A 20,985-nucleotide genomic window follows, 5' to 3' on the forward strand; every position below is an offset into this window, starting at 1 on the left:
GCATGACTGCGCTCAATCGTGTCCCGTCGCTGCTGACCCGGGCCGGCACCGCCTCGGCCCTCACGCTCGCCGTAGCGGGCGGCAGCCTGCTGGTCCCAGGAGCCACGCCCGAAGCGGAGGCCTCGCCACCTGCGACGAAGGCCCTCCAGATCGCGGCCTCAAGGAAGGGAAGCCCCTACCAGTGGGGCGCCTCAGGACCGCACAGGTTCGACTGCTCGGGCCTGACGGTCTACTCGTTCAAGCGAGTGGGCAAGAAGCTGCCCCGTACCGCCGCCCAGCAGTACAACAAGACCCGCCATGTCTCCGCGTCCCATCGCAAACGCGGTGACCTGGTCTTCTTCCATTCGGGCCGCGGCGTCTACCACGTCGGCATCTACGCCGGGAAGGGAAGGATCTGGCACTCGCCGAAGACCGGTGACGTGGTGCGGCTCCAGCGGATCTGGACGAGGAGCGTCTGGTACGGGCGCGTGCGGTAGCGCCACCTGACGGGCCCCTGGGGCCCTGGCGGCCCGTCAGGCGTCACCGGGTTGCGCGCGCCCCGCCGAGGCCGTCTCGGAACCGCGCGATGGGGTACTCGTGGTCGTATGGACGAGGACCGACCGGCCGGCGACGAGGATGCCCCACGCGACTCAGGTCCAAGGAGCGTGGGGCGGGACCGGCACGAGACGCCGCTGGAGCGCGCGGACCGGAACTTCGGCGAGCTGCTCCAGGAGCTGAGAGTCACCCAGACGGGCGTGCAGATCCTCTTCGCGTTCCTGCTGACGCTGGCGTTCACTCCAAGGTTCCCGGCGCTGGACGGCGTGCAGCGCGCGACGTACATCGCGACGCTGCTGCTCGCGGTGCTCGCCGCCGCGCTGTTCACGGCGCCCGCGGCGCTGCACCGCGCGCTGTTCGGGCGGGGTGCCAAGCCGGAGATCGTGCAGATGTCCTCGCGGCTCGCCGCGGCCGGCCTGGGCGTTCTGATGCTCGCCCTGGCCGGGTCCGTGCTGCTCGTCGTGGACGTCACCACGGGGCGGGCGGCGGGCATCGCGGCCGGGGCGGGCACGTTCGCGGTCTGTGCGGGCCTGTGGGGCGTGCTGCCGCGTCTGGTGCGGCGCTCACTCACGCGGGCGCAGGAGAAGACGGGCACCCCGTCCCCGTAGCCGCGCCACCGCAGCCGGCCTTCACACCGACTGGACGGGGACCGTCCACGGCAGGGCGATCCACACGGTCTTGCCACCCTCGGGGGTGGGCCTGACCGACAGGCTTCCGCCGCACTCGGAGGTCAGACAGCGGATGATCACCATGCCCCGCCCGTTGTCCTGCTGGACGGCGGCCGGGAGCCGCTTCGGGTAGCGCGGGTGGCTGTCCGTGACGCCGATGCGCAGGTGTTCGTCGCGCTCCAGCTGCACGTCGACGGTGAAGACCGGCGACTGCCCGCGGGTGTGCATCACGGCGTTCGTGGCGAGTTCGGAGACGATGAGCCGGACGGTGTCGGCTGTTTCCGCGTCGCGCGGCATGCCCCATTCGGCGAGTACGTCGCCGACATATGTGCGGGCCGACGAGACCGAGGCAGGATCGCTCGGCAGAGTGACGGATGCTTCCTGGTGATCTGCCATGGCGACGTCGTCCCTTTTTTCGCCGGGGCCTGAATCCGACACATGGCGGATGACTCGAGGCGACCCCCGGACTGGTGCTTCGCGCCAGACTGCCACTCCCGCTCCGCCAGTGGAGCCGATCCCCCGAGATATGCATATATCTGTCGCTCGAAGCGGTGAACTCTGCGTCGGTGGACCGCATTTGGGCGTATGCCGCCGGCTTCCTCTACCGTCGGCTCGGAACACGATCCGCCGGGCCGGAAGGAGCCGGGCCACAGGTCCGAGGAGACAGAATGAAACACGGTCCGGCGGTGCGCCGCCGCAGGCTCGGCGCGGAGCTGCGCGCGCTGCGCGCCCGCGCGGGGTTCACCAGTGGCGAGACGGCCCGGCTCGTCGGCTGGCACCAGTCGAAAGTGAGCCGTATCGAGACCGGCCGCAGCGGCGTGAAAGCGTCGGACGTACGCCTCCTGCTCGACGCGTTCGAGGTCACGGACCCCGGCATACGGGACCTGCTGGTCGCGCTGGCCGGGTCGGGGGACGACGGCGGCCAGCACTGGTGGCACGCCTACCGGGGTCTTCTGCCGCCCGCCTACCGGGACTTCATCAGCCTGGAGTCGCAGGCGTGCCGGGTCAGGACGGTCGAGACGTCCGTCGTGCCGGGCCTTCTCCAGACGCCCGACTACGCGCGTGCGGTAACCAGGGCCGCGCTCGACGGGCTGCCGGACGGGCAGGTCGACGCCCTGGTCGAGGTGCGGATCGCCCGACAGGACGTGCTGCGTTCGGCGTCGCCGCTGCGGCTCAGCGCGGTACTCGACGAGGCGGTGCTGCGGCGGCCGGTGGGCGGTCCCCGGGTGATGGCGGAGCAGCTGCGTCATCTCGCCGCCGTGGCGAAGCTTCCCCATGTGCGGCTACAGGTATTGCCGTTCACCGCGGGGGAGCATGTCGGACTGACCGGCCCTTTCGTTGTGTTCTCATTTCCGAACACTTCTGATCTGGACGTAGTAGTTCTCGACCATTTGACGAGTAGCCTCTACCTCGAGCGGAAAGAAGACCTCAAGGCGTACACGGACGCCTTTGACGCCCTTCGGATCCACGCCCTTTCGCCCGGGGACTCACTGGATTTCATCGCCGGGATCGCCGGAGCGCACCCCCCACCGGACAGTGAACGCACGTAAGGAGGCACCATGTCAGCTCTGCCTCGGTACGTACCATCCGCCGCCGTTCCCAGCACCTCTCTGCACGGCGCGCCATGGCGGCGAAGCAGCCGAAGCACCGGAATGAACAACTGCGTCGAGACGGCTCCGCTGCACCGCGGCCCTTCGGCCGGACTCCTCGCGGTGCGCGATTCCAAGCGCACGGCCGGACCCGCTCTGCTGTTCTCGCCCTCCGCCTGGGAGGGGTTCCTCAGCTCCTTGCGGTGAACGCCGAGTCGGGAGCGTTGCGGCTGATCACCCGTACGGCCTGGGCGATTTGATCGTCCGTCAGGTCGGCGCGGGCGGTCAGCCGCAGCCGTGAAATGCCGTCCGGCACGGACGGCGGTCGGAAGCAGCCGACGACGAGGCCGGCTTCGCGGCAGTCGGCCGCCCAGCGCACGGCCTCTTCGGGGGACGGCGCGCGCACGGAGACGACGGCGGCGTCCGGCCGAACGGCCTGGAGCCCCTCGGCAGTGAGGAGTTCGTGCAGCGAGGAGGCCACGGCGCGCGCCCGGTCGGCGCGCTCGGGCTCGCGGCGCAGCAGGCGCAGGGCCGCGAGTGCGGCGCCGGCCGCCGCGGGCGCGAGGCCCGTGTCGAAGATGAACGTCCGTGCGGTGTTGACGAGATGGTCGATCACCCGGGCGGGACCGAGGACGGCGCCGCCCTGGCTGCCGAACGACTTGGAGAGGGTGACGGTGACGACGGTGTCGTCGGCGCCCGAGAGCCCCGCCGCCTGCGGCGCGCCCCTGCCGCCGTCGCCGAGCACGCCGAGTCCGTGTGCGTCGTCGACGATCAGGCCGGCCTCGAACTCCCTTGCCACTCCTGCCAGTTCAGCCAGGGGAGCCGCGTCGCCGTCCACCGAGAAGACGGAGTCGGAGACGACGACCGCCTGCCCCTGATGCGTGTCGAGGGCCTTACGGACGGCGTCCGGGTCGGCGTGCGGGACGACCTGCGTAGCGCCACGGGCGAGCCGGCATCCGTCGATGAGGGAGGCGTGATTGCTCGCGTCCGAGACGATCAGGGAGCCGTGCGGGGCGAGCCCGGTCACGGCGGCGAGGTTGGCCGCGTAGCCGGACGACAGGACGAGTGCCGCCTCGAAGCCGCAGAACGCGGCCAGTTCGCGCTCGAGTTCGGTGTGCAGCTCCGTGGTGCCCGTGACGAGCCGGGAGCCGGTGGCGCCGCCGCCCCAGCGCAGCGCCGCGTCCGCCGCTCCCCTGGTGATCTCGGGGTGGCGGGTGAGGCCGAGGTAGTCGTTGCTCGCGAGATCGAGGAGCGGGTTCTCGGCGGGCCGGGGACGCAGCGTGCGGACGAGTCCGGCGCTGCGGCGCACGCGCTCCTGCTCGTCGATCCAGCCGAACGGCGATCCCGCCATATGAGTCCCTCCGACGGCCGTGTCGCGGCCGGTTCTCGAGCGGGGTGTGCTGTCCCGTGCCCGCTGCGTCTTTGTAGGCAGTGCACAGACACTAGCGGGACATCCAGCCACCCAGGATGTGGCAATACCCACACGCCGAACCGGCAGAGTTGTCCGAAGCCTCCTTGGCCTGAGCAGGGGACGTAGGTCAGGATCGGGCCATGGACCTGCTGAACACGCTGGTGGACAAGGGGCTGCGGCGCGAGCTGCCGAGCCGCGAAGAAGCGCTCGCCGTTCTGGCGACTTCCGACGACGAACTGCTCGATGTGGTGGCCGCGGCCGGCAAGGTGCGGCGGCAGTGGTTCGGCCGGCGGGTGAAACTCAACTATCTGGTCAACCTCAAGTCGGGCCTGTGCCCCGAGGACTGCTCGTACTGCTCGCAGCGGCTCGGGTCCAAGGCGGAGATCCTCAAGTACACGTGGCTGAAGCCCGACGAGGCGTCGAAGGCCGCGGCCGCAGGTGTCGCGGGCGGCGCGAAGCGGGTCTGCCTGGTGGCGTCCGGGCGCGGCCCGACGGACCGGGACGTCGACCGCGTGTCGGAGACCATCGGCGCGATCAAGGAGCAGAACGAGGGCGTCGAGGTGTGCGCCTGCCTCGGTCTGCTGTCCGAGGGCCAGGCCGAGCGGCTGCGCGGCGCGGGGGCCGACGCGTACAACCACAACCTCAACACCTCCGAGGGCACGTACGGCGACATCACGACGACGCACACCTATGCGGACCGCGTCGACACGGTGCAGAAGGCCCACGCGGCCGGTCTGTCCGCCTGCTCCGGTCTCATCGCCGGCATGGGCGAGAGCGACGAGGACCTGGTCGACGTCGTCTACTCCCTGCGCGAACTCGACCCGGACTCGGTGCCGGTCAACTTCCTCATCCCCTTCGAGGGCACGCCCCTCGCCAAGGAGTGGAACCTGACGCCGCAGCGCTGCCTGCGGATCCTCGCGATGGTCCGCTTCGTCTGCCCCGACGTCGAGGTGCGGATCGCGGGCGGGCGCGAGGTGCACCTGCGCTCGATGCAGCCGCTGGCGCTCCACCTCGCCAACTCCATCTTCCTCGGCGACTACTTGACGAGTGAGGGCCAGGCGGGCAAGGCGGACCTGGACATGATCACGGACGCCGGGTTCGAGGTCGAGGGCACCGATCAGGTGACGCTGCCCGAGCACCGGGGCGGACCGTGCGGTTCCGAGGCTGCGGCGACCCGCGGTTCCGGCGCGGGTTCGGCCTGCGGTTCCGGCGGGGGCTGCGGCTCCCATGAGGAAGGGGGCTGCGGCTCGCACGAAGACGCTGCGGAGTCCCCGGTCGCCGAGGTCCCCGAGGCGCGTACGGACCTCGTCGCCGTACGCCGCCGGGGTGCCGGTACGGATCTCGCGCCCAATGCCTGAGGTGTCGGGGCTGCCGGTGTCGGGGCTGCCCGTGGCGGAGCTGCTCGACCTCGACCGGCGGCACGTCTGGCATCCGTACGGTCCGATGCCGGGGCGGCAGGAGCCGCTCGTCGTCGAGTCGGCGGCCGGGGTGCGACTCCGGCTCGCCGGCCGGGGCGGTGGGGTCGGTGAAGGTGCCGAGCTGGTCGACGGGATGTCGTCCTGGTGGTCGGCTGTCCACGGCTACAACCACCCCGTGCTCAACGAGGCGGTGCGCGACCAGCTCGGCAGGATGAGCCACGTCATGTTCGGCGGGCTCACGCACGAGCCCGCCGTCGGACTCGCGAAGCGCCTTGTCGACATGTCACCCGAAGGTCTGGAGCATGTGTTCCTCGCCGACTCGGGCTCCGTGTCCGTCGAGGTCGCGATCAAGATGTGCCTCCAGCACTGGCGTTCCCTCGGGAAGCCGGAGAAGCGCCGCCTGCTGACCTGGCGCGGTGGCTACCACGGCGACACCTGGCAGCCGATGGCGGTCTGCGACCCCGAGGGCGGCATGCACGAGCTGTGGTCGGGCGCGCTGCCGCAGCACGTGTTCGCCGACGCCCCGCCGGCCGCGTACGAGGAGGCCTACGCGGATCATCTGCACGAGCTGATCGCGCGTCACGCCCATGAGCTGGCGGCCGTGATCGTGGAACCCGTGGTGCAGGGCGCGGGCGGGATGCGGTTCCACTCCCCCGCTTATCTGCGGGTCCTGCGCGAGGCCTGCGACGCGCACGACGTGCTCCTCGTGTTCGACGAGATCGCCACCGGGTTCGGGCGGACCGGGACGCTGTTCGCCGCGGAGCACGCGTCGGTGACGCCCGATGTGATGTGTGTCGGCAAGGCGCTGACCGGCGGCTATATGACAATGGCGGCGACGCTGTGCACGGCGCGCGTGGCGGACGGGATCTCGCGCGGCGAGGTGCCGGTGCTCGCGCACGGGCCCACGTTCATGGGGAACCCCCTCGCCGCCGCGGTGGCCTGTGCCTCGATCGACCTCCTGCTCGGGCAGGACTGGGCCACGGAGGTCAAGCGGATCGAGTCGGGTCTGCGGGAGTCGCTCGCCGCGGCCTCGGAGCTGCCCGGGGTGCGCGACGTGCGCGTGCTCGGCGCGATCGGTGTCGTACAGCTGGACCACGAGATCGACATGGCGGCCGCCACTCGGGCGGCGGTGCGCGAGGGCGTGTGGCTGCGGCCGTTCCGCGACCTCGTGTACACGATGCCCCCGTACATCACGGGGGACGAGGATCTGGCACGGATCGGCCGCGCGGTGTGCGCGGCGGCACGGGAGGGCTGAACAGCATGACGGTACTGGTGGTCACGGGGACCGGAACCGAGATCGGCAAGACGGTCACGACGGCGGCCGTGGCGGCCGCCGCGCTGGCCGCGGGGCGGTCGGTAGCCGTCCTGAAGCCGGCTCAGACCGGGGTCGGTCCCGGCGAGTGCGGGGACGCGGACGAGGTGAAGCGCCTGGTGGGCGGCGGAGTGACGGCCGTCGAACTGGCGCGGTACCCCGAGCCGTTGGCGCCGGCGACGGCCGCGCTGCGCGCCGGCCTCCCCCCGGTCCGCCCGCACGAGGTGGCCGAGGCGGCGGCGAAGCTGGCCACGGAGCACGACCTCGTCCTGGTCGAGGGCGCGGGCGGTCTGCTCGTGCGCTTCGACGCGGACGGGGGCACCCTCGCCGACGCCGCCAGGCAGCTCGGAGCGCCGGTTCTCGTCGTCGCGGCGGCGGGGCTCGGCACGCTCAACTCGACGGCCCTGACGACGGAGGCACTGCGCGCCCGTGACCTGACGCCGCTCGGCGTCGTCGTCGGCAGCTGGCCGGAGCACCCCGACCTCGCGGCCCGCTGCAATCTCGCGGACTTCCCTGAGGTCTCGGGGACGAAGCTCCTCGGCGCGATTCCAGAAGGGGCAGGCACACACCCCAGCTTCCGTACATCCGCGCCGAGTTGGCTGGCACCGGAGCTGGGCGGAACGTGGGACGCGACGGCCTTCGCCGCGAGCGTCGCCGGGTAGCCCTAGCGGCTCACAGGGTCCATCTGCGGAGTTCCTCCGCGATGTCGTGCACGGTCGCCCCGCCGTCCTTGACCAGGCGGGCCAGTTCCCTGACCTGGTCGGGCGACGTGGCGACCTTGAGGCCGCTGGCGACGAGATAGGCGTACGCGACGGCCGACGCGAACATGGCGTTCGAGCGTTCGAGGGCCGGGACGTGGAGAAGCAGCTGGAGCAGTGACGCGGCCCGCGCGTGCGGGCTGTCGTAGACGGCGGTCCCGAAGATCTCCGCCTCGTGCCGGCTGACGGCGGCGACGAGCGCGCCCCAGTCGGTCACCTGAGGGTCTCCGGGGGTCTTCTGTTCGGCGATCATGAGAAGCCAGGCCAGGTCGATACGCACGTTCTTCGATTCGCTCAAGGGCTCAGCGTCGGCCTTCGCGCTCCGCGCCGAATTCCTCGGCAAACACGGATTCGTACTGCTTCATGAAGTCGGCGGCTGCCTCGACGAACGTCCGGCCGAGCTCGCCCGCGTCCTGTCTGACCAGCTCCTCGATGTACCTGTTCACACTCACGCCGCGTGCGAGCGCACGCTCACGCGCGGCTCGGGCGGTGTCCTCGTCCACCCGTACGTTCAGCTGAGTCTTCGCCATGACTTCACGCTAGCGCCGACGTGCTAGCACCGGCAAGGAGACGGCGAAGGTGCCCCTTACACGCGTATCGGGAGCCCGACCTCGGAGGGATACCGCGGGTGTGACGCACCCCACTACCCTCGTACGCGACACGGGAGTCGTGACGGCCAGGACGACGGCGGGATCCAGGAGGCGGCCTTGTCCACAGCGGCAGCAGAACAGCCCTACGGCCTGGCGGAGGCGGGCGACGTCGCCGCGCGCGCCCGCGGCCTGACCAAGGCGTACGGGTCCGGAGAGACCGCGGTCCTCGCGCTCGACTCGGTCGACGTGGACATCGCGCGCGGCCGGTTCACCGCGGTCATGGGCCCCTCGGGGTCGGGCAAGTCCACGCTGATGCACTGCCTGGCCGGGCTCGACTCGGTCTCCGCGGGTCAGGTGTGGCTCGGGGGCACCGAGATCACGGGCCTGCGCGACAAGGAGCTGACGCAGCTGCGGCGCGACCGGATCGGCTTCATGTTCCAGTCGTTCAACCTCATTCCGACGCTGAACGCGGCGGAGAACATCACGCTGCCGATGGACATCGCGGGCCGCACCCCGGACGCGGAGTGGCTGAAACAGGTCATCGACACGCTGGGCCTCGGCGACCGGCTCAAGCACCGTCCCGCGCAGCTCTCCGGAGGGCAGCAGCAGCGGGTGGCCTGCGCCAGGGCCCTCGCGTCGCGGCCGGAACTGATCTTCGCGGACGAGCCGACGGGGAACCTGGACTCGCGCGCGGGCCTGGAGGTCCTCGGGTTCCTGCGCGAGGCGGTGGACGACCTCGGGCAGACCGTCGTGATGGTGACGCACGACCCCGGCGCGGCGGGCCACTCCGACCTGGTGCTCTTCCTCGGTGACGGCCGCCTCGTGGACGAGATGCCGCAGCCCACGGCGGAGGCGGTCCTGGAGCGCATGCGCCTGTTCACCGGGGGAAACCCCCACAACTCCCAGCCGTAGAGAGGCCGTTGTGCTGAAGGCGACGCTCAGGAGTTTCCTCGCGCACAAGGGCCGACTGGTCCTGTCGGGGCTTGCCATCGTCCTCTCGGTGGCGTTCGTGGCGGGCAGTCTGGTCTTCTCGGACACGGTGACCCGCACCTTCGACCGGCTGTTCGCGTCCACGTCTGCCGACGTCCAGGTGAATCCGAAGCAGGACTCCCTCGGCGAGTCGGTGCCGACCGGGGCGGTCGAGACCGTCCCGGCCCGCCTCGCCCGGCAGATCAGGTCCATCGACGGCGTCGCCGCGGCGAGGATCGACGCCGCAGCCGAGAACATCACCGTCGTGGACGACAAGAACAAATCGGTCGGCCCGACCAGCGGCGCGCCCACCATCGCCACCAACTGGTATGTGACGGACCGCAGTCCGGTACGCCTGACCTCGGGGCACGCCCCGCGCGGCAGTGGCGAGGCGCTGCTCGACGCCGACACCGCCGACAAGAAGCGCATCCGCATCGGCGACTCGCTCACCGTCCTCGCACAGCCGGGCTCCTTCACCGTGCGGATCGTCGGCATCGCGACCTTCCGCACCACCAACCCCGGCGCCGCGCTCGTCTTCCTCGACACGGCGGCGGCGCAGGTGAAGCTGCTCGGCAGTACGGACCGCGCGACGAGCATCTCCGTGGACGCGGCCCCCGGGGTGAGCGACGCCGCCCTGAAGCAACGGATCGCCCAACAGCTCGGCTCCGGCTACGACTTGAAGACCGCCGGCGAACAGGCCACGTCGGACGCGGCGGACCTCGGCTCGTTCCTCGACGTGATCAAGTACGTGATGCTCGGCTTCGCCGGGATCGCGGTCCTGGTCGGGATCTTCCTGATCGTGAACACGTTCTCGATGCTGATCGCGCAGCGCACCCGCGAGCTGGGACTCCTTCGTGCGCTCGGCGCCGACCGGCGGCAGGTGCGCCGCTCCGTCCTGACGGAGGCGGTGCTGCTCGGCCTGGTGGGCTCGGTGCTCGGCCTGGCGGCGGGCATCGGGCTGGCGCTCGGCCTCATCAAACTCATGAGCGCGTTCGGGATGAACCTGAAGTCGACCGAGATGGTGATCGGCTGGGGGACACCCGTCGCGGCCTTCGCGGTCGGGGTCGGGGTCACGTTCGTGGCCGCGTATCTGCCGTCGCAGCGGGCGTCCCGGGTCTCCCCCATGGCGGCGCTCGCGGACGCCGAGATCGCGGGTGCGGGGCGGCCGCTGCGGGTGCGCGCCGTGGCGGGGACCGTGGTCGGTGTGGCGGGGGCGGCCGCTCTCGTGGGGTGCGCCGCGGCCACGAAGACGGCGAGCGCCTCGCTGCTCCTCGTCGTCGGCATCGTCCTGACGCTGCTGGCAACCGTGATCGCGGGCCCTTTGCTCGTACGTCCCGTGATCCGCGTCCTGGGAGGCGCCTTCCCCGCCGTGTTCGGCTCGGTGGGACGGCTGAGCCAGCGCAACGCGCTGCGCAACCCGCGGCGCACCGGGGCCACGGCTGCCGCACTGATGGTGGGGCTCGCCCTCGTGGCGAGCATGTCCGTGGCGAGCGCGTCGATGAGCAAGTCGTTCGACGAGCAGATCGACAAGACTCTCGGCGCCGACTTCACAGTCCAGAATTCCAACTTCATGCCCTTCCCCAATGAAGTGACCGACAGAATCCGCGCAACGGAAGGTGCGGGGCTCGTGGTGCGCCAGCGGTTCGTGCCGCTCGCGGTGCGCCTGCCGGACGGCACACGCGTGAAGACGACCGCAGCCGGCTACGAGGCACAGCTCGACGACGTCGCGCACGTCACGTACTCCCAGGGCGACTCGGCGGCCGCGCTCGCACCCGGGAAGGTCGCGATGGACGCGGAGTTCGCGAAGGAGCACCACGCGCGCGTGGGCACGGTGGTGCCGGTGGACCTGCCCGGCGGGCGCACGGACCGGCTCACCGTCGCGGCCCTCACCGACCAAGGCAGCGGGGACGGATTCGGCATGTCCGGCGGCCTGTTCATGGGGATGGGGACGCTGGAGAAGTTCCTGCCCGACGGCCAGGACTCGGCGGTGTACGTGAACGCCTCCCCCGGCACGGGCGCGGACGTGCTGCGCGCCCGTCTGGAGAAGGTCCTCGATCCGTACCCACAGGTACAGGTGCGCGACCTGGCCGACTACAAGAAGCTCGTGCACGACCAGATCGCGGTGCTGCTGTACCTGGTGTACGCGCTGGTCGGGCTCGCGATCGTGATCGCCGTCCTGGGCGTCGTCAACACCCTTGCCCTGTCGGTCGTGGAGCGGACACGGGAGATCGGTCTGCTCCGCGCCATCGGGCTGTCCCGGCGCCAGCTGCGGAGGATGATCCGCCTGGAGTCCGTGGTGATCGCCGTGTTCGGCGCGGTGCTCGGGCTCACGCTCGGCGTCGTGTGGGGCCTCGCGATCCACGAGGTCCTGGCTCTCCAGGGCATGGAGGCGCTCGCCATCCCGTGGGGGACGATCGTCGCGGTCGTGGTCGGCTCGGTCGTCGTGGGACTCGCGGCGGCGCTCCTTCCCGCGCTGCGCGCCTCGCGCATGAACGTGCTGGCGGCCATCGCGCACGAATGATGTACTCGCCATGCGGTCTCCCGGCCGTTCACCTCGTCCGTCGCCATCTCGCCCGAGTTCGACTCCCGCTGGTTCAACTCGCCCGAGAGTGAGGAGAGTTCATGAGTCGCGCGTTCAGGTTCGGCGTCAACATGGTCACGCCCGCGACCGGCGACGAGTGGCGCAAGCGCTGCCGCAGAGCCGAGGAACTCGGCTACGACGTGATCCTCGTCGCCGACCATCTGGGCGTGCCCTCGCCGTTCCCCTCCCTGGTCGCCGCCGCCGAGGCGACCGAGCGCCCGCGTGTGGGCACGTTCGTCCTCAACGCCGGCTTCTGGAACCCGGTGCTCCTCGCCCGGGAGGTGGCGACCACGGACGCGCTCACCGGCGGCAGGCTCGAACTCGGCCTGGGCGCAGGCTACGTACAGGCGGAGCACGAGGCCGCCGGGCTGCCGTGGGGTTCGCCCGGTGAGCGCGTGGACCGGCTGCGGCGCGTCGTCGAGGAGCTGGACCGGTTGCTCGGGTCGGACGAGCATCAGCCGCGGCCCGCGCAGCGCCCCCGCCCGCCGCTGCTGATCGGCGGCAACGGCGACCGGCTCCTGAAGCTGACGGCCGAGCACGCGGAGATCGCGGCGTTCACCGGGGCGCGCTCCGTCCCCGGCGACCCGAGCGGGAAGCTCCAGCACCTCGCCCCCGGGGAACTGGACGAGCGCGTCGCCGCCTACCACCGTTTCGCCGCGGGTCGCGCGGAGCCCGCCGAGCTCAATCTGCTGATCCAGATGGTCACGGTGACCGACGACCGGCGGGCCGCGATCCGACCGGTCCTCGAACACATCCCGCAGTTCACGCAGGACGAGGCGCTGGAACTTCCGCTGCTGCTCGTCGGCACGGTCCGCGAGATCGCCGACCAGGTGCGCGCGCAGCGCGACCGCTACGGGTTCACGTACCTCACGGTCCTGGAGCCGTACATGGAGGCGTTCGGTCCGGTCATCGAGGAGCTGCGAAAGGGATGAGGCGGTCCGCATCCTGAAATGGCGCACGGGCCCGGCCGCTCGGTGGTGGGATCGGACTCATGAGTGATCTTCGGATACGGGCCGCGACGCCCGACGACCTCGATGCCGCCCTCATCTTCTGGAAGGTGGCCGCCGAGGGCACGAGCATCAGTGACGACCGCGCGGGCGTGGAGCGGCTCGTCGTCCGCGACCCCGAGTCGCTGCTGCTCGCCGAGCGTGACGGGGAGCTGGTGGGTACCGTCATCGCCGGCTTCGACGGGTGGCGCTGCCATCTGTACCGCCTCGCGGTGCATCCGGACGCGCGGCGGCAGGGCGTGGGGTCGGCGCTGCTGGCGGCCGCGGAGGAGAGGTTCGTACGGCTCGGTGGGCGGCGGGGCGACGCGATGGTCCTGGACCGCAACGAGCGCGCGCAGCACGCGTGGCGTGCCGGGGGTTACGCGCCGGAGCCGCAGTGGACCCGCTGGGTCAAGCACCTCACGGACTGATCCATACCGGGCTCACACTCCGGACGGACACCGTCCGCGGCCGGGGCGACGGCGTCCCGGCCGCATCGGCTTTGCCGATCCTTTACCATGGTTGCTCCACTTGTCCTGCTTGTTGTTCTGCTTCCTCTCCTGAAAGGTGTGAGCGTCCGCCCATGGGCGAGCCTCCCAGTACCCGGCGCCTGCGACATCGCGCGATACCCACCGCCCTGCCCGATCATGGGACGGAGGTGACCCGATGACCGAAGTGCTTCTGCTCGCCGTGGCGGTGCTGCTCTCGCTGGCCTGCGGTGCGTTCGTCGCGGCCGAGTTCTCCCTCACCACGGTCGAGCGTTCCGGCCTCGAGCGCGCGGTCGAGCGCGGCGAGCGCGGCGCCGCCGGCGCCCTCAAGGCCGTACGGAACCTCACCTTCCAGCTCTCCGGCGCCCAGCTCGGCATCACCGTGACCAATCTGGTCGTCGGCATGCTCGCCCAGCCGTCCGTCGCCAAGCTGATCGCGGGCCCCCTGGAGAGTCTGGGGCTCTCCCGCTCCACCGCATCCTCCCTGGCCCTGGTCATCGGCACGGCACTGTCCACGGTCTTCCTGATGGTCGTCGGCGAACTCGTCCCGAAGAACTGGGCGATCTCGTCGCCGCTGGCCGTCGCCAAGCGCGTCGCGACGCCGCAGCGCTTGTTCAGCGCCGCGTTCCGCCCCTTCATCACGCACCTGAACAACACCGCGAACCGGGCTGTGCGCCGCTTCGGCATCGAGCCCGCCGAGGAGCTGGCCTCCGCGCGCGGACCGCAGGAACTGGTGGCCCTGGCCCGCCACTCCGCCAAGGAGGGCGCCCTCGAGGCGGACACCGCCGAGCTGTTCATGCGGACCCTGAACCTCGCGGACCTGACCGCCGAGAACGTGATGACGCCGCGCGTCCAGGTCGTGGCGCTCGACGCGCAGGCCACCTGCGAGGACGTGGCGAACGCGACGCGGGCCACGGGCCTGTCCCGGTTCCCCGTCTACCGCGGCAATCTCGACTCGGTCGTCGGCGTCGCACACATCAAGGACGTCCTGGCCGTGCCCGCCGAACTCCGCGGCCGCCGTTCCGTGTCCGATCTCATGCGCGAGCCGCTCCTCGTACCCGAGACGCTGACCGTCGACCGGCTCCTCGACCGGCTCTCCGGGAAGCGCACGATGGCCGTCGTCATCGACGAGTACGGCGGCACCGCGGGCGTCGCGACCGTCGAGGACATCGTCGAGGAGGTCGTCGGCGAGGTGCGGGACGAGCACGATCCGCACGAAACGCCGGACCTCGCGCCGGCCGGCAACGACGGCGAGGGCCGCGGCCTCTACTCGGCCGACGGCGCCGCCCGCACCGACCAGCTCCAGCGGGTCGGACTGCGCGTTCCCCACGGCCCCTACGAGACGCTCGCCGGCCTGGTCGCGACCGAGCTCGGCCGCATCCCGGCCGTCGGCGACAGCGTCGAGGTGGCCGGATGGCGGCTCGACGTCGTGGACGCCGCGGGTCACCGCGCGGCCCGCGTCCTGCTGCACGCGCCCATGACCGGGCAGTCCGACGACGCCCCGGAGGGGGACCGATGACCGCGATCCAGCTCCTGATCGGTCTGGCGACGCTGGTCGTCAACGCCTTCTTCGTGGGCGCCGAGTTCGCCCTGATCTCCGTGCGCCGCAGCCAGATCGAACCGCACGCCGACGAGGGCGACCGGCGGGCGAAGAGCGTCATGTGGGGCCTTCAGCACGTGTCGGCGCTGCTGGCCGCGGCGCAGCTCGGCATCACGCTGTGCACCCTGGTGCTCGGCATCGTCGCCGAACCCGCCATCGCCCATCTCCTTGAGCCGCTGTTCGACGCGGTCGGCGTGCCGCACGGCCTGGTCCACCCGATCTCGTTCGTGATCGCGCTGACGGTAGCCACGTATCTGCACATGCTGCTCGGCGAGATGATCCCGAAGAACGTCGCGCTCGCCGAGCCGGTGCGCAGCGCGCTGCTGCTCGGCCCGCCGCTCGTGACCCTCGCGAGGGCGCTGCGTCCGGTGATCTTCACGGTCAACGCCTTCGCGAACGGGCTGCTCAAGCTGTTGCGTGTCGACGTCAAGGACGAGGTGTCCGCGACGTTCTCGGACGACGAGCTGGCCCGTCTCGTCAAGGACTCGGGCGACGCGGGACTGATCGACGACCGCGCCCAGGAGCGCCTGCGCGACGCGCTCGAACTGGGCCGCCGCCCGGTCAGGGACGTCGTCCTGCCGCTGGAGCGGGTGGTCTACGCGCATGTGGGCGTCACGCCCGAGCAGCTCGAGCAGCTGTCGGCCCAGTCAGGGTTCTCGCGCTTCCCGGTGGTCGACGACAACCGCCGCATCGTCGCCTATCTGCATGTGAAGGACGCCCTGGACGCGTCGCCGCGTGATCTGCCGTTCCGGATTCCGGACATGCGGTCGATCGCGCGCGTCCGCGAGACGACGCCGCTCGACGACGTCCTTTCGGCGATGCGCAGCAGCCGTACACATGTGGCGGCGGTCCTCGGCTCGGACGGGCGGCTCGCGGGTCTGGTGACGATGGAGGACGTCCTGCGGGAGCTGTTCGGCCAGCCCGCGTGATCTCGGCGCCGTGTGCCCGACGTCGGGCACACGGCGCCTCGTCGGGCGTTCCCTGGCCCGGGTTACCATCGCTTCCGCCATGCAGAAAAATGCCAACCACATCAGTTACAGCAGCCTCGTCACGGTCGGTGACTCGTTCACCGAGGGCATGTCCGACCTGCTGCCCGACGGCTCCTACCGAGGCTGGGCCGACGTACTGGCCGGCCGGATGGCGGCCCGCACCCCCGGCTTCCGCTACGCGAACCTCGCCGTGCGCGGCAAGCTCATCGGCCAGATCGTCGACGAGCAGGTGGACGTCGCGGCCGCGATGGGCGCCGACGTCATCACGCTGGTCGGCGGGCTCAACGACACCCTGCGCCCCAAGGTCGACATGGGCCGGGTGCGCGGGCTCCTCGAAGAGGCCGTCGAGAAGCTGGCGCCGGCCTGCGAGCGGCTCGTCCTGATGCGCAGCCCCGGCCGCAACGGGCCCGTGATGGAGCGCTTCCGACCCCGCATGGAGGAGCTGTTCGCCTGCATCGACGACCTCGCGGCGCGCCACGGCGCGGTGGTCGTCGACCTGTACGGGCCGCCCGTCCTCGGTGACCCCCGCATGTGGGACGTGGACCGGCTGCACCTGACACCCGAAGGGCACCGCCGGGTCGCCGAGGCCGTCTGGCAGGCGCTCGGCCACGAGCCCGAGGACGACTGGCAGGCCGTGCTCGGGCCGACCGCACCGCCGGGCTGGGGCGCACGCCGCGTCGCCGACGCCCGCTTCGCCAAGCAGCACCTGGTCCCCTGGATCGGCCGCCGCCTGACGGGCCGCTCCTCCGGCGACGGCCGCCCGGCGAAGCGGCCTGAGCTGGTGCCGTACGAGGCTCCGCGGGGCTGACCTGCCGAGACGGGGGCGGCGCGCGCCGGGCGCCCCGCCCTCGTAGCTTCCGACGAACGGGACCCTGGCGCTGGCCTGCACGAATCGCCAGTAGAATCCGTACACGTGACTGCTGCGCCTGCAAAGCCCCGTATCCCGAATGTTCTCGCCGGACGCTACGCCTCCGCCGAGCTCGCCACTCTCTGGTCCCCCGAGCAGAAGGTGAAGCTGGAGCGTCAGCTCTGGCTCGCCGTGCTGCGCGCGCAGAAGGACCTCGGGATCGAGGTGCCGGACGCCGCTCTCGCCGACTACGAGCGCGTCCTCGACCAGGTCGACCTGGCCTCCATCGCCGAGCGCGAGAAGGTCACGCGCCACGACGTGAAGGCCCGCATCGAGGAGTTCAACGCCCTCGCCGGCCACGAGCAGGTCCACAAGGGCATGACGTCCCGCGACCTGACGGAGAACGTCGAGCAGCTCCAGATCCGGCTCTCCCTCGAACTGGTCCGCGACCGCGCCGTCGCCGTCCTCGCGCGCCTCGGCAAGCTGGCCGGTGAGTACGGCGAGCTGGTGATCGCCGGCCGCTCGCACAACGTCGCGGCGCAGGCCACGACCCTCGGCAAGCGTTTCGCGACCGCCGCCGACGAGCTGCTCGTCGCGTACGCCCGGGTCGAGGAGCTGCTCGCCCGCTACCCGCTGCGCGGCATCAAGGGCCCCGTCGGCACCGCGCAGGACATGCTGGACCTGCTCGGCGGCGACGCGGCGAAGCTCGACGAGCTGGAGCAGCGCATCGCGGGCCACCTGGGCTTCTCGCAGGCGTTCACCTCGGTCGGCCAGGTCTACCCGCGCTCCCTCGACTACGAGGTCGTCACCGCGCTCGTGCAGCTCGCGGCCGCGCCGTCCTCGACCGCCAAGACGATCCGTCTGATGGCCGGGCACGAGCTCGTCACCGAGGGCTTCAAGCCGGGCCAGGTCGGCTCGTCCGCGATGCCGCACAAGATGAACACCCGCTCCTGCGAGCGCGTCAACGGCCTCATGGTCATCCTGCGCGGCTACGCGTCGATGACCGGTGAGCTGGCGGGCGACCAGTGGAACGAGGGCGACGTGTCCTGTTCCGTGGTGCGCCGCGTCGCGCTGCCGGACGCGTTCTTCGCGCTCGACGGTCTCCTGGAGACGTTCCTGACGGTGCTCGACGAGTTCGGCGCGTTCCCGGCCGTCGTCGCCCGCGAGCTGGACCGCTACCTGCCGTTCCTCGCCACGACGAAGGTCCTGATGGCGTCGGTGCGCGCGGGCGTCGGCCGCGAGGAGGCCCACGAGGCCATCAAGGAGAACGCCGTCGCGTCGGCGCTGGCCATGCGCGAGCAGGGCGCCGAGCGCAACGAGCTGCTCGACAAGCTCGCCGCGGACTCGCGGATCCCGCTGGACCGCGCCGGGCTCGACGAGCTGATGGCCGACAAGCTGTCGTTCACGGGCGCGGCGAGCGACCAGGTGGCGACCGTCGTCGCGCGCATCGAGGAGATCGTCAAGCAGCACCCGGAGGCCGCCGGTTACGCGCCCGGAGCGATCCTCTGACCCGGCTGACCCCCGCGGACCTGGAGGCCGCTCGCGACCGCATCGTCCCCGATGTGATCGCGAGCGGCCTCTCCGTGCTTTTCTGCGGGATCAACCCGGGCCTGATGACGGCTGCGACGGGCCACCACTTCGCGCGCCCGGGCAACCGCTTCTGGCCGGTCCTCCACCTGTCCGGGTTCACGCCCCGGCAGCTGGCCCCCGCCGAGCAGGAGGAACTCCTGTCGTACGGGCTCGGGATCACGAACGTCGTCGCGCGGGCCACGGCGCGGGCGGACGAGCTGAGCGGTCAGGAGTACCGCGACGGCGGCCGTCTGCTCACCGCCAAGGTGGAGCGGCTGCGGCCGCGCTGGCTCGCGGTCGTGGGCGTGACGGCGTACCGGTCCGCCTTCGGGGAGCCGAAGGCGAGGATCGGCCCGCAGGAGCGGATGATCGGCGGGACCCGGGTGTGGGCGCTGCCCAACCCCAGTGGTCTGAACGCGCATTGGACGGCGGCGACGATGGCCGAGGAGTACGGGCGGCTGCGCGCCGCCGCCTCGGGGGACGACGGCGCGGGGCTCGGCGGCTGACGCGGCGCGTGACGGGTTGCGCGGTGGCGTGCGTCAGGGCTTGCGGGCCAAGACGCCGAACTGGGCGACGATCGGCCCCTCGTCGGCGCCGTCCGTCCGCCAGCGCGCGCAGGAGACGAGGCCTGGCTCCAGGACGTCGAGTCCGTCGAGGAAGCCCTCGACCTCGGCCCGGCCGCGGGCGGTGATCGGCGGCGTCGCGTTCTCGTTCCAGAAGCGCATCGCCTCCTCGTTCCCCTCCCCGCCCAGTTCCAGCGTGGGGTGCGTGACCACGAGATAACTGCCGGAGGGGACCGCGTCCACGAGGTGGCGCACGATGGACGTGGCCTCGGCGGTGTCGAGGATGAAGTTCAGGATGCCGAGCATCATGACCGCGACCGGCCGGCCCAGGTCGAGGGTGCCGGACGCGGCGCGGAGGATGGCCGCGGGGTCATGCGCGTCCGCGTCCACATAGCTGGTGGCGCCCTCGTCCGTGCTGGTGAGGAGCGCGCGGGCGTGCGTGAGCACGATCGGGTCGTTGTCGACGTAGACGACGCGGGAGTCGGGGGCGATGCGCTGGGCGACCTCGTGGGTGTTCTCGGCGGTGGGCAGGCCCGTGCCGATGTCGAGGTACTGGCGGATGCCTGCCCGGCCGGCGAGGTAGGTCACGGCGCGGCCGAGGAAGGCCCGGTCGGCGCGCGCCACTTCGCCGATGCTGGGGTACATGGAGGTGACCTGGTCGCCGACCTGCTGGTCCACCTCGTAGTGGTCCTTGCCGCCGAGCCAGTAGTTCCACACGCGGGCGTTGTGCGCGATGTGGCTCGTGGTCCGCTCCCCCGGCTCCTGCCCGCTCTGCTCGCTCACGTGCTCTCCCTCGCCTCGGTCGTGCCATGATCCGCTGCCAAGATCCCATGGTGGCACGGGAGTTCCCGCGCACGGGGACCAGGCGCGTCGTCAGGGCGGGTCCACGTCCGTGACGGCGGCGACGAGCCGGAAGGGCAGGTCCTCCGCCCCGAGCGGGATGCCCAGCACGATCCACCGCCCGTCGGCCTGCCACAACTGGACGTCCGGAACATACGCGCTGAGCGCGGCCCAGGGCTCCGGTATGTCCTCCCCGCCCTCGACCGCGCGCAGGCTGACGCTCCACAGGCTGAACCACTGCGGCTCCCCCCAGCGCTCGGTGAGCACCGAGGAGAGCCCGTCCCGGTCGGCGACCCACTGGTCCTGAGCGGCGCCCTCGGGAGCCTGCTCCCGGAGTTCGTCGCACGTCGCCAACTCCGCGATGTGGTAACCCGGTCCGCCGGAGCCCGCGACCGATCTGCCGTGCTCCGCGGGGAACTCACGGGAGCGCAGCAGGTCGATCGTCGCGAGATGCTGTGCGGTGCTCATGACGTCCAGTAAAGCGGCCACCACTGACATTTGGCGGGGCGTACGGCGGTTACGAGTCCCTGCCGTTACGCGTCCCTGCGGCGCAGCGCCCACCAGCCGGCGAGGAGCGTGGCCGCCGCCCACGCGGCGGTGACGGCGAGCCCCGTCCACGGCCCGAGCGTGCCGGCCGGGTCCTGGTGCAGGACCTGTTGTCCGGCGTGGTCCGGCAGGAAATCGGCGACGGAGCCGGCCATGTCTCCCACGACGAAGGACACGATCAGGATGAAGGGGATGAGCAGGCTCAGGACCGCGACCGCGCTGCGCAGGACGACGGTGAGACCGGCCGCGAACAGGGCCATCAGCGCAAGATAGAGGCCGCCTCCGACGCAGGCGCGCAGCGCGCCCGGATCGCCGAGCCCGAGGGCGTAGGACCCCATGAACGCCTGCCCGGAGAGGAACGTGACGAACGAGGTGAGCTGGCCCGCGACGACGGCGAGGACACCGACGACCGTCATCTTCGCCGCGTAGAGCAGATTCCTGTTGGGGACCGCGGCGAGGGAGACGCGCAGGGCGCCGTTGAGGTACTCCGAGGACACGGCGGTGGTGCCGAAGGCGATGGCCGCGATCTGGCCGAAGTTGAGCGCGTAGAAGGCCCCGAGGAGGAGGTCGGCTCCTTCGTTGTCCGCCTCCGCCTGGCCGACCGCCGCGGTGGCCAGGACGTTGATGGATACGGTCACGACGAAGACCGCGAGGAGTGAGCCGGCGCTGGCGCGCACCGACCTCACCTTGATCCATTCGGAACGCAGTACGGCGGTGGTCGACATCG

Annotated in this window: 23 protein-coding genes; 16 read left to right on the forward strand and 7 right to left on the reverse strand. The window is 71.4% G+C overall.

What is annotated here, in order from left to right; translation table 11 throughout:
* Positions 1-2: 2 nt before the first annotated feature.
* Together CG723_RS34965 and CG723_RS34970 are read left to right on the forward strand one after the other, a co-directional pair.
* Entirely contained in the window at positions 3-476 is a 474-nt protein-coding gene (locus CG723_RS34965) for a C40 family peptidase (protein ID WP_100597547.1), read from the forward strand.
* A 108-nt stretch (positions 477-584) separates the two neighbouring features.
* A complete protein-coding gene (locus tag CG723_RS34970) occupies positions 585-1,142 on the forward strand; it encodes a DUF6328 family protein (RefSeq protein WP_234374678.1) in 558 nt (185 codons plus the stop codon).
* Between the two features lie 21 nt (positions 1,143-1,163).
* Here the strand turns inward: CG723_RS34970 and CG723_RS34975 are convergent, their stop codons facing one another.
* On the reverse strand, positions 1,164-1,598 hold the full coding sequence (locus tag CG723_RS34975) for an ATP-binding protein (RefSeq protein WP_100597549.1): 435 nt from the start codon (positions 1,596-1,598) through the stop codon (positions 1,164-1,166).
* A 272-nt stretch (positions 1,599-1,870) separates the two neighbouring features.
* Between CG723_RS34975 and CG723_RS34980 the strand changes: the two genes are divergently transcribed.
* Entirely contained in the window at positions 1,871-2,752 is an 882-nt protein-coding gene (locus tag CG723_RS34980) for a helix-turn-helix domain-containing protein (protein ID WP_100597550.1), read from the forward strand.
* Positions 2,753-2,761: 9 nt separating this feature from the next.
* Positions 2,762-2,998 carry a DUF397 domain-containing protein gene (locus CG723_RS34985; RefSeq protein ID WP_100597551.1) on the forward strand — a complete coding sequence of 79 codons (237 nt, stop codon included), beginning with the start codon at positions 2,762-2,764 and terminating at the stop codon, positions 2,996-2,998.
* Here the strand turns inward: CG723_RS34985 and CG723_RS34990 are convergent.
* Positions 2,982-4,142, reverse strand: coding sequence for an 8-amino-7-oxononanoate synthase (locus CG723_RS34990; protein ID WP_100597552.1), 1,161 nt, complete (start codon positions 4,140-4,142; stop codon positions 2,982-2,984). The genes CG723_RS34985 and CG723_RS34990 overlap by 17 nt on opposite strands.
* A 200-nt stretch (positions 4,143-4,342) precedes the next feature.
* Between CG723_RS34990 and bioB the strand changes: the two genes are divergently transcribed.
* From bioB to bioD, 3 genes are read left to right on the forward strand one after another with little or no spacing between them, the layout of a single operon-like run.
* Complete coding sequence (gene bioB / locus CG723_RS34995; protein ID WP_100597553.1) at positions 4,343-5,560, forward strand: biotin synthase BioB; 1,218 nt, start codon at positions 4,343-4,345, stop codon at positions 5,558-5,560.
* A complete protein-coding gene (locus CG723_RS35000; protein ID WP_100597554.1) occupies positions 5,553-6,875 on the forward strand; it encodes an adenosylmethionine--8-amino-7-oxononanoate transaminase in 1,323 nt (440 codons plus the stop codon). Before bioB ends, CG723_RS35000 begins: the two co-directional genes overlap by 8 nt.
* A 5-nt stretch (positions 6,876-6,880) precedes the next feature.
* Entirely contained in the window at positions 6,881-7,594 is a 714-nt protein-coding gene (gene bioD / locus CG723_RS35005) for a dethiobiotin synthase (protein ID WP_100597650.1), read from the forward strand.
* A gap of 10 nt (positions 7,595-7,604) precedes the next feature.
* Here bioD and CG723_RS35010 read toward each other — a convergent pair whose 3' ends face one another.
* Together CG723_RS35010 and CG723_RS35015 are read right to left on the reverse strand one after the other, a co-directional pair.
* On the reverse strand, positions 7,605-7,943 hold the full coding sequence (locus CG723_RS35010; protein WP_100597651.1) for a fic family toxin-antitoxin system, toxin component: 339 nt from the start codon (positions 7,941-7,943) through the stop codon (positions 7,605-7,607).
* A 49-nt stretch (positions 7,944-7,992) separates the two neighbouring features.
* Positions 7,993-8,220 carry a toxin-antitoxin system HicB family antitoxin gene (locus CG723_RS35015; RefSeq protein WP_100597555.1) on the reverse strand — a complete coding sequence of 76 codons (228 nt, stop codon included), beginning with the start codon at positions 8,218-8,220 and terminating at the stop codon, positions 7,993-7,995.
* Between the two features lie 177 nt (positions 8,221-8,397).
* Here CG723_RS35015 and CG723_RS35020 point away from each other — a divergent pair, with 177 nt between their 5' ends.
* From CG723_RS35020 to mug, 9 genes are all read left to right on the forward strand, one after another.
* Positions 8,398-9,192 carry an ABC transporter ATP-binding protein gene (locus CG723_RS35020; protein ID WP_100597556.1) on the forward strand — a complete coding sequence of 265 codons (795 nt, stop codon included), beginning with the start codon at positions 8,398-8,400 and terminating at the stop codon, positions 9,190-9,192.
* A 10-nt stretch (positions 9,193-9,202) separates the two neighbouring features.
* Positions 9,203-11,770, forward strand: coding sequence for an ABC transporter permease (locus CG723_RS35025; protein WP_100597557.1), 2,568 nt, complete (start codon positions 9,203-9,205; stop codon positions 11,768-11,770).
* 101 nt (positions 11,771-11,871) lie between these two features.
* The gene (locus CG723_RS35030) at positions 11,872-12,762 is read left to right on the forward strand and encodes an LLM class F420-dependent oxidoreductase (protein WP_100597558.1); all 891 of its coding nucleotides are present in this window, start codon (positions 11,872-11,874) and stop codon (positions 12,760-12,762) included.
* A 59-nt stretch (positions 12,763-12,821) separates the two neighbouring features.
* Positions 12,822-13,247, forward strand: a complete 426-nt coding sequence (locus tag CG723_RS35035; RefSeq protein ID WP_100597559.1) for a GNAT family N-acetyltransferase — start codon at positions 12,822-12,824, stop codon at positions 13,245-13,247.
* A 235-nt stretch (positions 13,248-13,482) separates the two neighbouring features.
* Positions 13,483-14,823 (forward strand): hemolysin family protein, encoded by a 1,341-nt coding sequence (locus CG723_RS35040; RefSeq protein ID WP_100597560.1) that lies wholly within the window; start codon positions 13,483-13,485, stop codon positions 14,821-14,823.
* The gene (locus tag CG723_RS35045) at positions 14,820-15,833 is read left to right on the forward strand and encodes a hemolysin family protein (protein WP_100597561.1); all 1,014 of its coding nucleotides are present in this window, start codon (positions 14,820-14,822) and stop codon (positions 15,831-15,833) included. The genes CG723_RS35040 and CG723_RS35045 overlap by 4 nt, the downstream gene beginning before the upstream one ends.
* Before the next feature lie 79 nt (positions 15,834-15,912).
* Positions 15,913-16,701 (forward strand): SGNH/GDSL hydrolase family protein, encoded by a 789-nt coding sequence (locus CG723_RS35050; RefSeq protein WP_100597652.1) that lies wholly within the window; start codon positions 15,913-15,915, stop codon positions 16,699-16,701.
* A 105-nt stretch (positions 16,702-16,806) separates the two neighbouring features.
* Positions 16,807-18,249 (forward strand): adenylosuccinate lyase, encoded by a 1,443-nt coding sequence (gene purB / locus CG723_RS35055; RefSeq protein ID WP_100597562.1) that lies wholly within the window; start codon positions 16,807-16,809, stop codon positions 18,247-18,249.
* Positions 18,246-18,815 carry a G/U mismatch-specific DNA glycosylase gene (mug, locus tag CG723_RS35060; RefSeq protein ID WP_100597653.1) on the forward strand — a complete coding sequence of 190 codons (570 nt, stop codon included), beginning with the start codon at positions 18,246-18,248 and terminating at the stop codon, positions 18,813-18,815. Before purB ends, mug begins: the two co-directional genes overlap by 4 nt.
* A 33-nt stretch (positions 18,816-18,848) precedes the next feature.
* Here the strand turns inward: mug and CG723_RS35065 are convergent, their stop codons facing one another.
* The 3 genes from CG723_RS35065 to CG723_RS35075 all read right to left on the reverse strand — a co-directional run bounded on the left by CG723_RS35065 (position 18,849) and on the right by CG723_RS35075 (position 20,983).
* Positions 18,849-19,655 (reverse strand): SAM-dependent methyltransferase, encoded by an 807-nt coding sequence (locus tag CG723_RS35065; RefSeq protein ID WP_100597563.1) that lies wholly within the window; start codon positions 19,653-19,655, stop codon positions 18,849-18,851.
* A 90-nt stretch (positions 19,656-19,745) separates the two neighbouring features.
* Positions 19,746-20,180: a hypothetical protein gene (locus tag CG723_RS35070; RefSeq protein ID WP_100597654.1), complete on the reverse strand. Its 435-nt coding sequence runs from the start codon at positions 20,178-20,180 to the stop codon at positions 19,746-19,748.
* Positions 20,181-20,245: 65 nt separating this feature from the next.
* The gene (locus CG723_RS35075) at positions 20,246-20,983 is read right to left on the reverse strand and encodes an ABC transporter permease (RefSeq protein WP_199842011.1); all 738 of its coding nucleotides are present in this window, start codon (positions 20,981-20,983) and stop codon (positions 20,246-20,248) included.
* Between the last annotated feature and the right edge of the window lie 2 nt (positions 20,984-20,985).

The sequence above is a fragment of the Streptomyces sp. CB01635 genome, assembly GCF_002803065.1.
GTDB lineage: Bacteria > Actinomycetota > Actinomycetes > Streptomycetales > Streptomycetaceae > Streptomyces.

Bases quoted from the DNA above. Each gene is read 5' to 3' on its own strand.
- CG723_RS35070 (WP_100597654.1), bottom strand. From the start codon at position 20,180: ATGAGCACCGCACAGCATCTCGCGACGATCGACCTGCTGCGCTCCCGT.
- CG723_RS35035 (WP_100597559.1), top strand. From the start codon at position 12,822: ATGAGTGATCTTCGGATACGGGCCGCGACGCCCGACGACCTCGATGCC.
- CG723_RS35040 (WP_100597560.1), top strand. From the start codon at position 13,483: ATGACCGAAGTGCTTCTGCTCGCCGTGGCGGTGCTGCTCTCGCTGGCC.
- CG723_RS34990 (WP_100597552.1), bottom strand. From the start codon at position 4,142: ATGGCGGGATCGCCGTTCGGCTGGATCGACGAGCAGGAGCGCGTGCGC.
- CG723_RS34965 (WP_100597547.1), top strand. From the start codon at position 3: ATGACTGCGCTCAATCGTGTCCCGTCGCTGCTGACCCGGGCCGGCACC.
- CG723_RS35045 (WP_100597561.1), top strand. From the start codon at position 14,820: ATGACCGCGATCCAGCTCCTGATCGGTCTGGCGACGCTGGTCGTCAAC.
- CG723_RS34970 (WP_234374678.1), top strand. From the start codon at position 585: ATGGACGAGGACCGACCGGCCGGCGACGAGGATGCCCCACGCGACTCA.
- CG723_RS35030 (WP_100597558.1), top strand. From the start codon at position 11,872: ATGAGTCGCGCGTTCAGGTTCGGCGTCAACATGGTCACGCCCGCGACC.
- CG723_RS35075 (WP_199842011.1), bottom strand. From the start codon at position 20,983: ATGTCGACCACCGCCGTACTGCGTTCCGAATGGATCAAGGTGAGGTCG.
- CG723_RS35050 (WP_100597652.1), top strand. From the start codon at position 15,913: ATGCAGAAAAATGCCAACCACATCAGTTACAGCAGCCTCGTCACGGTC.
- bioB (WP_100597553.1), top strand. From the start codon at position 4,343: ATGGACCTGCTGAACACGCTGGTGGACAAGGGGCTGCGGCGCGAGCTG.
- bioD (WP_100597650.1), top strand. From the start codon at position 6,881: ATGACGGTACTGGTGGTCACGGGGACCGGAACCGAGATCGGCAAGACG.
- CG723_RS34985 (WP_100597551.1), top strand. From the start codon at position 2,762: ATGTCAGCTCTGCCTCGGTACGTACCATCCGCCGCCGTTCCCAGCACC.
- CG723_RS35010 (WP_100597651.1), bottom strand. From the start codon at position 7,943: ATGATCGCCGAACAGAAGACCCCCGGAGACCCTCAGGTGACCGACTGG.
- CG723_RS35015 (WP_100597555.1), bottom strand. From the start codon at position 8,220: ATGGCGAAGACTCAGCTGAACGTACGGGTGGACGAGGACACCGCCCGA.
- CG723_RS35000 (WP_100597554.1), top strand. From the start codon at position 5,553: ATGCCTGAGGTGTCGGGGCTGCCGGTGTCGGGGCTGCCCGTGGCGGAG.
- CG723_RS34980 (WP_100597550.1), top strand. From the start codon at position 1,871: ATGAAACACGGTCCGGCGGTGCGCCGCCGCAGGCTCGGCGCGGAGCTG.
- CG723_RS34975 (WP_100597549.1), bottom strand. From the start codon at position 1,598: ATGGCAGATCACCAGGAAGCATCCGTCACTCTGCCGAGCGATCCTGCC.